This is a genomic window from Lacinutrix cladophorae, from assembly GCF_053604645.1.
The window spans coordinates 70032-83462 of record NZ_JBSHNR010000108.1; the positions used below are offsets into that span (position 1 = coordinate 70032).

12 protein-coding genes are annotated in these 13431 nt (G+C 32.7%); 8 read left to right on the forward strand and 4 right to left on the reverse strand.

Features of this window, described 5'->3' with window-relative positions:
* Window positions 1–10 precede the first annotated feature (10 nt).
* Together ACVC3Y_RS06725 and ACVC3Y_RS06730 are read left to right on the forward strand one after the other, a co-directional pair.
* Entirely contained in the window at window positions 11–268 is a 258-nt protein-coding gene (locus ACVC3Y_RS06725) for a DUF6952 family protein (protein WP_303424176.1), read from the forward strand.
* 133 nt (window positions 269–401) lie between these two features.
* Complete coding sequence (locus ACVC3Y_RS06730; protein WP_303424175.1) at window positions 402–1499, forward strand: polysaccharide lyase family 7 protein; 1098 nt, start codon at window positions 402–404, stop codon at window positions 1497–1499.
* Between the two features lie 85 nt (window positions 1500–1584).
* Here ACVC3Y_RS06730 and ACVC3Y_RS06735 read toward each other — a convergent pair whose 3' ends face one another.
* The 3 genes from ACVC3Y_RS06735 to ACVC3Y_RS06745 form a co-directional block, all read right to left on the reverse strand.
* Window positions 1585–2055, reverse strand: a complete 471-nt coding sequence (locus ACVC3Y_RS06735) for an ankyrin repeat domain-containing protein (RefSeq protein WP_452226456.1) — start codon at window positions 2053–2055, stop codon at window positions 1585–1587.
* 69 nt (window positions 2056–2124) lie between these two features.
* Entirely contained in the window at window positions 2125–4299 is a 2175-nt protein-coding gene (gene katG / locus ACVC3Y_RS06740) for a catalase/peroxidase HPI (protein WP_303424173.1), read from the reverse strand.
* Window positions 4300–4514: 215 nt separating this feature from the next.
* On the reverse strand, window positions 4515–5093 hold the full coding sequence (locus ACVC3Y_RS06745; RefSeq protein ID WP_303424172.1) for a fasciclin domain-containing protein: 579 nt from the start codon (window positions 5091–5093) through the stop codon (window positions 4515–4517).
* Window positions 5094–5326: 233 nt separating this feature from the next.
* On the opposite strand from ACVC3Y_RS06745, the gene tpx reads away from it, so the two are divergent.
* The 6 genes from tpx (at window position 5327) to ribB (ending at window position 12498) form a co-directional block, all read left to right on the forward strand.
* Window positions 5327–5827 carry a thiol peroxidase gene (tpx, locus tag ACVC3Y_RS06750; protein ID WP_452226457.1) on the forward strand — a complete coding sequence of 167 codons (501 nt, stop codon included), beginning with the start codon at window positions 5327–5329 and terminating at the stop codon, window positions 5825–5827.
* Between the two features lie 39 nt (window positions 5828–5866).
* Window positions 5867–6235, forward strand: a complete 369-nt coding sequence (locus ACVC3Y_RS06755) for a diacylglycerol kinase (protein ID WP_303424170.1) — start codon at window positions 5867–5869, stop codon at window positions 6233–6235.
* 157 nt (window positions 6236–6392) lie between these two features.
* On the forward strand, window positions 6393–8810 hold the full coding sequence (locus ACVC3Y_RS06760; RefSeq protein WP_452226458.1) for a DNA translocase FtsK: 2418 nt from the start codon (window positions 6393–6395) through the stop codon (window positions 8808–8810).
* 25 nt (window positions 8811–8835) lie between these two features.
* On the forward strand, window positions 8836–9471 hold the full coding sequence (locus ACVC3Y_RS06765) for a LolA family protein (RefSeq protein WP_303424168.1): 636 nt from the start codon (window positions 8836–8838) through the stop codon (window positions 9469–9471).
* 30 nt (window positions 9472–9501) lie between these two features.
* Entirely contained in the window at window positions 9502–11325 is a 1824-nt protein-coding gene (locus ACVC3Y_RS06770; protein WP_452226459.1) for an LptF/LptG family permease, read from the forward strand.
* A gap of 15 nt (window positions 11326–11340) precedes the next feature.
* Window positions 11341–12498 carry a 3,4-dihydroxy-2-butanone-4-phosphate synthase gene (gene ribB, locus ACVC3Y_RS06775; RefSeq protein WP_303424167.1) on the forward strand — a complete coding sequence of 386 codons (1158 nt, stop codon included), beginning with the start codon at window positions 11341–11343 and terminating at the stop codon, window positions 12496–12498.
* A 146-nt stretch (window positions 12499–12644) separates the two neighbouring features.
* Here ribB and ACVC3Y_RS06780 read toward each other — a convergent pair whose 3' ends face one another.
* Window positions 12645–13397 carry a hypothetical protein gene (locus ACVC3Y_RS06780; RefSeq protein ID WP_452226460.1) on the reverse strand — a complete coding sequence of 251 codons (753 nt, stop codon included), beginning with the start codon at window positions 13395–13397 and terminating at the stop codon, window positions 12645–12647.
* Between the last annotated feature and the right edge of the window lie 34 nt (window positions 13398–13431).

Sequence of the window (13431 nt, forward strand, 5' to 3'; positions counted from 1 at the left end):
TAAATTATCAATGAAATTACCAGTAATAAAACACTTAGCGCAATTTATAGAAGACAATGACGAAGACTATATTGTAGAAACCATTGAAACGCTAGAAGCATTAACCGAAGTTTCCTCTTTAAAGGATGAAGAACTAGATGTTATTGGAGAATTAATCTCTAATATGTATGGCGCAATAGAAGTAAACAAAATGATTAAAGAAGGAACTCCTAAAAAAGAGGCCGTTAATTCTTTTATGAAACGTGTTTTAGGATCCATTGATAAATAAGCATAAGAAAAAGAAAATTAGTTCAAAAAAACCACTTTATGAAAATTAGGTGGTTTTTTTATGTCTAAAAATTAATTGGTTAACCAATTTTTATATACCTTACATTCTATTAAAAAATAAAAAACCATAAATCATGATCAAAAAACGCTTGTCATTTCTTTCAACTTGCTTTGTACTTAGTTTATTTATTGTATTAAATAGCTGTAAAAGCGAAACTAAAAACTCGAAACAAAAAGAAGAAATTGTAACCTCTAAAACCGTTTACGCTAATGACGTTATTCCATTTTTTGACCAATGGAAATTAATCTTAGGAGATGGTTCAAATGCTGGTATTGTAAATAATTTTGAGAATAAAGATTTCTTTTACACTACCAATGATGGCACCAATGATTGGGTTGTTTTTAAAGCCCCAAATGGAGGAGACACACACGGAACTTCAAACAATACAAGAACCGAGTTAGCGCAAACCAAAAAATGGTATCCAAAAACGGCGAACGATAAATTAACAGCTACACTTAAAGTTATGAATGTATCTGCAACTGGTGATGCGCGAGTAGCAGCATCTCATGCTGTTGTTGTAGGTCAGATTCATAGTGCTGATGCATTTGAAAATGAGCCGCTTAAAATATTTTACAAAAAATTCCCTGGGCACAGTAAAGGTTCTGTTTTCTGGCATTATGAAATTAATACAGCTGGAGACGATAACGCAAAACGTTGGGACTATTCTTCCGCCGTTTGGGGTAACGACTTTTCTGTGGTTGGTAGTGATGCAAACACCTATCCTGAAGAAGCTAAAGATGGTATAAAGTTAGGCGAAGAGTTTAGCTATTCTGTGGAAGTAAAAGACGGAATTATGAACTTAATTTTTACTAGTCCAGGACATGAGACAAAAACGTTTACTAAAAACTTAGTAGTGTCGGAATACGCTAAAAAAGCAAACATACCAGAACAAACACAAAAATTATTTTTCCCTATTGGTCAAGATGGTGTAGAGCGTCCGGAAGCCTATACAGGAGAAGGTTGTTTTTTTAAACTTGGTTGCTATAACCAAACCAATGGGAAATCTCCAGACGTGAACAAAAACTGGTGCTCAGGCGCAGAAACACATGGTGGTGATATTCAAAAACAATATGCAGATGGAAACTATGCAGAAGTTTGGTTTAAAAAGGGAAGTATTTCTGTAAGTGAAGCTGCTGTTTCTAACGAAGGTTATTTCACAAAAAATGATTAACTAAAATTATACCTAATATTAAAAACCACTTTGTTCTTTCAAAGTGGTTTTTAAGTATAATAGCAGCTTGTGTTTAATAAAACAACTACATTAACAAAGAAATAATCTCACTAAATCCTTTCACTTTAGCATATTCTAAAGCTGTTTTACCTTCGTTATCTTTAATGGTTACATCTGCTTTCTGTTCTAAAAGCAACTTCACAATAGCTACTTTATTATATTGAGTAGCAAAGGTCAAAGCAGTCGTTCCATGGTTATTTACAGCATTTATATCTGCTCCGTTTTCTATTAAATACTTCGCAAAAGGAACATTCCCTTTAAAACTTACACCAATTAATGCGGTATTTCCGGAAGCATCTTTATCATTTATAGGTGCATTATTCTCTACTAAGATTTTAGTAGCAGCTTCGTTATCAAAATAGGTGGCCAAAATTAATGGTGTAAATCCACGTTGATCTTTAGCTTCAGCCAACCTAGAATTTTCAGACAACAATGCATTTAAAGTGCTATTATCGTTATTTTTTATGCTTTCAAAAATCTGATCTATATTTTTCATGCTATACTTTTTCAATAAAAAAGGAATGAATTTTTAAATCCATCCCTTTAAAATCTATATGTTTTATTATTATTTTAAATCAAAACGGTTTGCATTCATTACTTTAGTCCAAGCTGCAACAAAGTCAGTTACAAACTTCTCTTTACTATCGTCTTGTGCGTATACTTCTGCATAAGCACGTAAAATAGAGTTCGATCCAAACACTAAATCTACCCGAGTTGCTGTGAATTTAACAGCTCCTGTTTTGCGATTTATAATTTCATAAATACCGTTATCAAGATGCTTCCATTCGTAAATCATATCGGTAAGATTTACAAAGAAATCATTAGTTAAAGCGCCTTCATTTTCGGTAAACACACCATGTTTTGTTCCTCCATAATTGGTTCCCAATACACGCATTCCTCCCACTAAAACTGTCATTTCGGCTGCTGTTAAACCCATTAATTGTGTACGATCTAAAAGCATTTCTTCTGGACTAACCACATATTCTTTCTTCTGCCAGTTTCTATAACCATCTGCTAAAGGCTCTAAAGGCTCAAAAGATTCTACATCTGTCATTTCTTGTGTAGCATCTCCTCTACCTGGAGCAAAAGGTACACTAACATGCATTCCTGCATTTTTAATTGCTTTTTCTACTCCAACATTACCAGCTAACACAATAGTATCCGCAAGGCTAATACCAAAGTCTATAGCGATAGGTTGCAAAACAGCGAGTACTTTTTGTAATTTTTCTGGTTCGTTACCTTGCCATTTATTTTGTGGTTCTAATTGAATACGCGCGCCATTTGTACCACCTCTAAAATCAGATCCTCTGTAAGTTCTAGCACTATCCCAAGCAGTGGTAACCAATTCTGAAATACTTAAATCTGTACTTGCTATTGTATTTTTAACAGCTTCTGCATCATAATCGTAATTTCCTTTTGGCACTGGATCTTGCCAAATTAAATCTTCTTGAGGTACATCTGGTCCAAACCAACGATCTTTTGGCCCCATATCACGATGCGTTAATTTAAACCAAGCACGAGCAAAAGCATCCGAAAATGCGTCAAAATCATTCTTGAATTTTAAAGAAATCTCTTTATATATAGGATCCATTTTCATGGCCATATCTGCATCCGTCATCATCGGGTTATGCTTAGTAGTCATATCCTCAACATCTACAGGCATGTCTTCTTCTGCAATACTTACTGGTTCCCATTGTAAGGCTCCTGCTGGACTTTTACGTAGTTCCCACTCATGGTTAAATAACATTTCAAAAAAACCATTATCCCATTTTGTTGGGTGTGTTGTCCATGCTCCTTCTAAACCACTAGTAACCGTATATCTACCTTTACCAGATTTTGTTGGGTTAGACCAACCTAAACCTTGTGCATCTACATCTGCACTCTCAGGGTCTGGTCCCAAAATACTTGCATCCCCATTACCATGTGTTTTTCCAACAGTATGTCCTCCAGCAGTTAAAGCAACCGTTTCTTCATCATTCATTGCCATACGCTTAAATGTTTCTCTAACTTGTAGCGCTGTTTTTAAAGGATCTGGTTTCCCATTTACACCTTCTGGATTCACATAAATTAACCCCATTTGTACTGCAGCTAATGGGTTTTCCATTGTTGCAGGATTCTCCACATTTCCATAACGTTCATCACTAGGTGCTAACCATTCTTTTTCTGCTCCCCAATACACATCTTTTTCTGGATGCCATATATCTTGACGTCCAAATGCAAATCCATAGGTTTTTAGCCCCATACTTTCATAAGCAATAGTACCTGCAAGAATTATAAGATCTGCCCAACTTACTTTATTTCCATATTTTTTCTTAATTGGCCAAAGCAAACGTCTGGCTTTGTCTAAACTAACATTATCTGGCCAAGAATTTAGTGGAGCAAAACGCTGGTTTCCTGTACCTCCACCTCCACGTCCATCGGGTAATCTGTAGGAACCGGCAGCATGCCAAGCCATTCTAATCATTAATCCTCCATAATGTCCCCAATCGGCAGGCCACCAATCTTGACTGTCTGTCATAAATACATGAAGATCTTTTTTAAGCGCATCAACATCTAATTTTTTTAATTCTTCGTGGTAATCAAAGTCCGCACCAAGTGGATTTGTTTTGGTATCCTGCTGGTGTAGAATCTCTAAATTTAAGGTGTTTGGCCACCAATCTGTTACTGTTTTTTCGGTTGTAGTAATAGCACCTTGCATAAAAGGGCATTTACTAGCATCGCCATTATTAGTATGATCCATATTATATATTTTTTTAAATTAACATTTTAAATCGAAAATAAAATTAGTTATTTATCCTCTAAAATTAAGATATAAAAAATTGATTGTCCCTATTTACCGATAGCTTAAAACTATTGTTTTTCATTTACCCATAAACACACACTATGTTTAAATATAAAAAAGCCACTTCAAAAGAAGTAGCTTTTCATTAACCAAACTTAATTAATCCCCAAAAACTAAGATTTTGGTAATAATACGGTATCAACGACATGAATAACGCCATTAGATTGATTTACATCGGCAATTGTAATTTTTGCTGAATTTCCATTTGCATCAGTAACATACACGTCTTTTCCTTTTAACCAAGCGGTAATCATACCACCACTAACGGTTTCAATTACAGCTTTTCCTTTTCCTTTTTTAATCAGCTCTAATACATCTTCTGCATTCCATTTTCCAGCAACTACGTGATAGGTTAATACGGTTTGTAGTGTTTTTTTGTTTTCTTTCATTAATAATGTTTCTACTGTACCTTTTGGTAATTTTGCAAAAGCTTCATTTGTAGGAGCAAATACTGTAAAAGGCCCTTCACTAGATAATACATCTACTAACTCTGCAGCTTTTACTGCTGCAACTAAAGTGGTATGATCTTTAGAATTTACTGCGTTTTCTACTATGTTTTTACTTGGATACATTGCCGCACCACCAACCATAACACTTTTCTCTTTCTTCATTTTTTCTTGCGAAAAACCACTAATAGAAGTAAATAATACTATTGTAAATAATGTGGACTTTAATACTTTTGAAATTTTCATAATTTTTGGTTTTTAATACTTGTTATTTTATTGTTTACTGTTATATAAACGAAGATTAATAAAAGTCGGTTTTTCAAATAGCACGGCTTTAACAAGAAATTAACGAGCCTCTTATTGCTAAACATATTAAATTCAAGCAGTTGATAATTTCAAAAAAAATAAAAAAAAAAGGAACTAGATAGCATTAGCAGGTAATTATTCTTAATTTTATACTTTAATAAAAAAACTTGAAAATGGCTAAAATAACATTAGGTGGTGCACCTGTAGAAACGAGTGGTAGTTTACCAACAGTTGGAGACAAAGCTCCAGAATTTACATTAACAGTAAGTGATTTATCTTCGCAAAAACTTTCAGATTTAAAAGGAAATAAAGTCGTATTAAATATTTTTCCTAGTGTAGATACAGGTACTTGTGCTACATCTGTACGTACTTTTAATAAAGAAGCTTCCGAAGTCGAAAACACTAAAGTTCTTTGTATATCTAGAGATTTACCTTTTGCTCAAGCACGTTTTTGTGGAGCTGAAGGTATAGAAAACGTTATCATGTTATCCGATTTCAATACAGGACAGTTTGGTAAAGACTATGGTTTAGAATTTGCTACTGGAAAATTTGAAGGATTACATTCTAGATGTGTCGTAGTTTTAGATGAAAACGGAGTAGTAAAATACACTGAGCAAGTACAAGAAGTTGCTGATGAGCCAAATTATAAAGCTGCACTAGAAGCATTAAAATAATTTGATCTATAATAAGGAGGCAGTTTTAAAAGTTTTAAAATGACCAAAAAAGAATCTTTTCTTGTAAACAGACTTAAAAGTGTAAAATATGCTTTTAAAGGTGCCTTTTTATTAATAACTACAGAAAACAGTATTAAAGTACAATTTTGTATTGGTACTATTATGACCATTCTTGGATTTTATTACCAACTTTCTGCAACCGAATGGATTATTCAAATATTTTGCATTGCCCTTATTATGGCTTTTGAAGGGTTAAATACTGCTATTGAAGAAATTGCAAATTTTATTCATCCAGAATACCACAGCAAAATAGGACTCATTAAAGATCTAGCAGCAGGGGCTGTTTTTATTTTTGCTATTGCAGCATCTATTATTGGTTGTATTATTTATTTACCAAAAATTTTTTAATACCTCCTTCCGAATTCATTTTCTTGAAAACATTGTTTACAATTTTTTAGAATAAAGTTTCGTTACCATTTGTAATTTGTATTTTTGTTTTCCATCTATACAAAATATATAGATCACAATTAGAAATTAAAGATTTTCACTTTCGCGGAAAATAAATATGGCAAAAAAGAAAACGAAGACGACAAAAGCTACAACCAAAAAGACTAAAACTTTAAAAGCACCAAGTTTTGAACTTTCTAACCAACAAAAATTGGTTTTAGGAAGCTTATTAATTATACTTGGCTTATTACTTTTTATCGCTTTTTTATCTTTCTTTTTTACAGGAAAAGCAGACCAAAGTACATTAACCGAGTTTGGATCAAGAAACGTAGAAACTCAAAACTGGCTTAGTAAATCTGGAGTTTGGTTAAGCGACTTTTTTATCCAGCGTGGTTTTGGTATTGCTTCCTTTATATTTTCTGGCCTCATCTTTCTTTCTGGCGTTTACGTTTTACTAAACCTAAAAAAAGAAAAACTAGGAAAACATTGGTTTTGGGGAACTTTAATAGTGATTTGGTTATCTATTCTCTTCGGATTTTTTGCGCATAAAAATGATATATTAGGAGGTGTTATTGGTTTTGAAATTAATTCCTTTCTACAAGATTATATTGGTAAAATTGGAACCATACTTTTACTTGTTTTTGGGCTAATCACCTATTTAGCGACACGTTTTAAAATGACTGTAGAAACTTTTGCCAAAGTCTTCAAAAAAGCAAAAAAAGAAATTAATGAAGAAATAGACGATTTTAAAGAAGAGTTTATTCCTTTAGATAATGATTTAACAGCAGAAGCGGAAGAAATTAAAGCAGCGCATCAAGTTAATGTCCAAAAAGAAGCACCTATTTTAGTTCAACAAGAGATTAAACCAGAAATAAAAAAAGAACCTAAAACCAAGATTAAAACAGACGACTTTAAAGTAGAGATAGCAAAAGAAGAAGAGGAAGAAGAAGTTGCTATGGAAGTAGAAAAAGTAGCTGAAGAAATTTCGGAAACCGACAATCTAGCGAACAAACTCGTAGAAGATTTTGGTCAATTCGATCCAACCTTAGAACTTGGTAATTACCAGTTTCCTCCTTTAGACTTATTAAAAAAATACGACAACGAAGGCATTTCTATAAACCAAGAGGAGCTAGAAGAAAATAAAAACAGAATTGTTGAAACCTTAAACAATTATAAAATTGGAATTTCTAGTATCAAGGCTACCATTGGTCCTACAGTCACACTTTACGAAATTGTTCCAGAAGCAGGAGTACGTATCTCGAAAATTAAAAACCTAGAAGACGATATTGCCCTATCTCTTTCTGCTTTAGGTATTCGTATTATTGCGCCAATTCCTGGAAAAGGAACTATTGGTATAGAGGTGCCAAACAAAAGTTCTACTATTGTTTCTATGCGATCGGTAATTGCTTCGCAAAAATTTCAAAAATCGGAAATGCAACTACCTATTGCATTTGGTAAAACCATTAGCAACGAAACCTTTGTTGTCGATCTAGCAAAAATGCCACACATGCTTATGGCTGGAGCGACAGGACAAGGTAAATCGGTAGGTTTAAATGCAGTCCTTACTTCCTTACTATATAAAAAACACCCTGCAGAAGTAAAGTTTGTTTTGGTAGATCCTAAGAAAGTAGAACTTACATTATTCAATAAAATAGAACGTCATTATTTAGCAAAATTACCAGACGAAGCAGAAGCAATTATTACTGATAACACCAAAGTAATTAACACCCTTAACTCGCTTTGTATAGAAATGGACAATCGTTACGAAATGCTTAAAAATGCACTTTGTCGTAACATTGTAGAGTATAATACTAAATTTAAAGCACGTAAATTAAATCCTAATGATGGCCATGCCTTTTTACCATATATTGTTTTAGTGGTAGATGAGTTTGCTGATTTAATTATGACTGCTGGTAAAGAAGTCGAAACTCCGGTTGCCCGTTTAGCACAATTAGCTCGTGCAATTGGTATTCATTTAATTATAGCAACACAAAGACCATCTGTAAATGTAATTACAGGTATTATTAAAGCCAATTTCCCAGCAAGAATCGCATTTAGAGTAACGAGTAAAATTGATTCGAGAACTATTTTAGATGGCTCTGGAGCAGACCAACTTATTGGTCGTGGAGATATGCTTTATACACAAGGAAACGAGTTAGTGCGTATACAATGTGCTTTTGTAGATACTCCCGAAGTAGAAAGAATTGTAGATTTTATTGGTGCGCAAAAGGCTTATCCAGATGCACATTTACTTCCAGAATATGTTGGTGAAGAAAGTGGCACAAGTCTTGATATAGATATAAGCGATAGAGACAAACTATTTCGCGAAGCGGCCGAACTTATTGTAATTGCACAACAAGGATCTGCTTCCTTATTACAGCGTAAACTAAAATTAGGATACAATCGTGCAGGACGATTAATCGATCAATTAGAAGCTGCTGGAATTGTAGGTGGGTTTGAAGGTAGTAAAGCAAGACAAGTTTTGGTTCCAGATTTAGTTGCTCTAGATCAATTATTAGAAAACGAAAGTTTATAACAAAAAAGAAAAACAAGTATTTATTATGAAGAAGTTAATTTTCATATTCACCATTTTATTAAGTATTACAAGCTTTGCTCAAAATGAAGCTAAAACCTTATTAGACGAAGTTTCCCAAAAAGTAAAAAGCTATGATAATATAGCTATAGACTTTAAATATATGCTGCATAATACTGCCGAGAATATTAAACAAGAAACACGTGGTGATGTAGTAATGCAAGGTGAAAAATTCAAACTAAACATTCTTGGTATAACCAGAATATATAACGGAAAAACACTATACAGCATAAGTCCTGAAGACGAACAAGTAACTATTTCTTCGGAAAGTATGGACGACGAAGGAAGTATAACACCAAGTAAAATGTTATCTTTTTATGAAGACGGATTCACCTATGTTATGGACATCGTTCAAAATGTACAAGGAAGAAAAATACAATATGTAAAATTGACTCCTATCGATTCAAATTCGGAAATAAAATCAGTGCTTCTAGGAATAGATGCGCAAACAAAACATATTTACAATTTAATTGAAACAGGAAAAAACGGAACAAAAACTACTTTAACCGTTAATTCTTTTAAAACAAACGAGACTATTTCAAAAACCTTATTTACCTTTGACGAAAGTAAGTTTAAAGACTACTATATAGAAAAGTTAGATTAGTACATTAAAAAATAGTAATACAATTAAAGTGTGAAAATATTAGACAGATACATTTTAAACACTTACCTAAAGACCTTTATCAGCGTGTTTTTAATACTCATGCTGATTTTTGTTTTACAAACAATTTGGCTATTTATTAAAGAATTAGCGGGTAAAGACTTAGACCTAATTGTCGTTTTAAAGTTCTTACTTTATTATTCACCAAAGCTAATTCCTTTAGTATTACCACTAACTATACTACTAGCGTCTATAATGGTATTTGGTAATTTTGCCGAAAACTATGAGTTTGCAGCCATGAAATCTACTGGTATCTCATTACAACGTGCCATGGCTGGTTTAGGTATATTTATTGGTATACTTGGTGTAACCACATTCTTTTTTAGTAACAGCGTAATACCTTGGGGAGAATACAATTCTTATAACCTTAGAAAAAATATTCAAAAATTAAAACCTGCAATGGCTATTGCAGAAGGGCAATTTAACGATGTTGGCAACTTTAATATTAAGGTGGAAGAAAAAAGTGGCTTAAATGGCAAAGACCTTAAAGGTGTTGTAATACATGTAAAAAGCAGCTCGACAAGAGGAAATAAAAATTATAGAACAATTGTTTCAAAATCTGGAGAACTTATTGGTAACGAAAAATCTAGTGTATTAAAACTAATATTGCATGATGGCTACTTTTATGATGATACGCCTCCTAACAACTTTAAAGAAAGAGAAAAAAATCCTCTAGTAAAGAGTGCCTTTAAAAAATACACCGTCAACATAGATTTATCGGAAGAAAATAGTCAAGATTTAGACGAAAAAAATGTATCCGACAAATACAGCATGCTTAATATTGCAGATTTAAACTATACCATAGACTCACTAACCGTAGAAAATAAAAAAGACTTTGATATCTTTTCTGAAGATTTATACAACAGATCTCAAGTAGCCTCACTTGATAATGGTTTACGCTTAAAAAAGGACACCATTTTTAATGGAGATGTATTAAGTTTATATGAAACTAAAAAGAAAATTCAACTAATAGATTTAGCATTAAACAGCACGAACAGTACGAAGCAAATGATGAATACTAAAGTGAAATTTATTGCAAACAAACAAACCAATTACAATAAGCATATTGTAGCATTTCATGAAAAATTTGCTTTAGGTTTTGCCTGTATCATTCTATTTTTTGTAGGTGCGCCACTAGGGGCATTAATTAGAAAAGGAGGAATAGGCTTACCAATGGTTATTGCTATTTTATTATTTTTAACCTATCACTTTATTGGTATTTTCGCAAAAAATAGTGCAAACGACGGAAGTATAAACCCAATGATTGCACCTTGGATTTCCACAATGATCATGTTTCCACTTGGCGTTTTCCTAACGAAAAGAGCAACTGCTGATAGAGGTTTATTTGAGTTTGATCATATTATTGAACCAATAAAAAAAGTATTTAAAATACAGTCGAATACTGAAAAAGATTCGGTAACTGAAGAATATGAAGTAAAACCAGAAAATAAAGAGAAAGTAAAATCGATGTTTAAAAACTATAGTTTTCATTCTAAAACGGCATTAATTTTTTATATCTCTGGACTCCTTTTAATTATTTTATACCTCGTTTTTAAAAACAATAAACTTCCTAATTTTGCTTCCGCAGCAGTACAATTAAGTATCATCTCTTTTGCTATGACACTTATCTACTATGTAAAATCATTTTTAAACACCAATGCTCTTTATGCTTTATTAGAGAAGAAAACAAATTCTAAAAACCCAATAATATTACTTCTTGGTTTCGTTTTTTATCCTTTAACACACTTTTTAAAACGAAATAAAATTAATGAAGACTTTTCAAATACATTAAAATAAGAATATCTTTGCAACATGATAACAAAAGTAGAAAACAGCAATAAAAAAAGTTATAAACTAAACACTATTGAAGATGCCATTAATGACATTAAAAATGGAAAAGTAATTATTGTTGTAGACGATGAAGACAGAGAAAATGAAGGTGATTTTTTAGCTGCAGCAGAATTAGTAAGCCCTGAAATGATAAACTTTATGGCTACACATGGTCGTGGTTTAATTTGTGCACCTTTAACAGAAGACCGTTGTAAAGAATTAGGGTTACACATGATGGTAACCAATAATACAGATCCTATGGAAACTGCATTTACAGTTTCGGTAGACCTAAAAGGTCAAGGAGTAACTACTGGAATCTCTGCTAGCGATCGTGCTTTAACTATTAAATCTTTAGTACAAAAGGACACGAAACCTTTCGACCTAGCAAGACCTGGACATATTTTTCCTCTTGTCGCAAAAGAAGGTGGTGTTTTACGTAGAACAGGCCATACAGAAGCTGCTATCGATTTTGCTCGTTTAGCAGGGTTACAACCTGCTGGAGTTATTGTAGAAATAATGAACGAAGATGGAACCATGGCACGTTTACCACAACTTTTTGAGGTAGCTGAAAAATTTGATTTGAAAATTGTTTCAATTGAAGACCTAGTCGCTTATAGAATGGATCACGATTCTTTAATAGAGAAAAAAGAAGACTTTAACATTGAAACTCGTTTTGGTAGTTTTAGATTACGAGCATACCAACAAACAACAAACGATCAAGTTCATATTGCACTTACTAAAGGAGATTGGACAACAAATGAACCTGTTTTAACAAGAGTAAATTCAACACTAATAAACAATGATATTCTTGGTACGTTAACTAATAATGCAGATGAGAAGCTAGACGATATGTTTCGTGTTATAAATCAAGAAGGAAAAGGTGCCATCTTATTTATTAACCAACAATCGCAATCTTTAAATTTATTAAAACGTCTAACGTTACTAAAAGAAAATCAAACCGAAGGATCCATAGCTAAAGCTCCGGCAATAGCAATGGATAATAAAGATTTTGGTATTGGAGCTCAAATACTACATGATTTAAACATTCATAAACTTAAATTAATATCTAACACACAACAAACAAAACGTGTTGGTATGATTGGTTATGGATTAGAAATTGTAGAATACGTAGGCTATTAATAACAATCTATAGCATACGAAAAGAGAAACCATCTAGCCTTAGCTTAGGGTTTCTCTTAACATCGATTAATAGCATCTTTACTATTTTACCAAAAAATAAATATGCGATGTATTTCTCGGTTTATTGTATTTTATGTAGCTCTTGATTATTGTCTTACCCACTTCTGAATATTACCAGAACCATTATAACCAACTGAAATGCTTAAAGTATCTGCAACTCCAAGTTCCATAAATGAATTATAGTAATTATAATCGCTACCAAGCTCTTCGTAAATAAAACTATTAGCATCAATTGCATATATATCTTTCCACTTAACATCTCCAATATTAAATCCAGATAATGCCGCATCCGTTATAGTACCAGTTGTATTAGTTACAGCTATTACAAGGTCATTATTTGTTGCATTATTACCTCCTACTCGAATCCAACTTCCTTCAAGTACTTCTAAAAAAACACTTTGTGGAGTATAATTGGATTCTCTAACCCATTTTTGAATATTCCCAGCACCAGAATGGTTTACATCTACACGCAAAGTATCGTCTACTCCATATTTTATGGTAGCTGGATAATAGTTGTAATCACTACCCAACTCTTCATGCGTATATTCTCCAGCTCCTAATCCAAAAATATCTATCCACTTTTCATCCCCAATAGCATAACCAGATTGTTGCGGTTCTGTTATCTTTCCAATATTGTTATCGACATGTATTTTTACACCATTATTAATTGGGTTATTGCCACCAACTCGTATCCAGTTTCCCTGTAAGTCATTTAAAGAAGTAGATTGTTGTTGCTGTTGTTCGTTCTCTTCTAATCCATCTATGCTACAAGACACAGATACAATAGCAAGAATTGTAAAAAGAAAAAAATTTTGGTTAATTGTTTGTAATAATTTCATGATTAATAGACTTTTAAATAATTAGATTTTAACA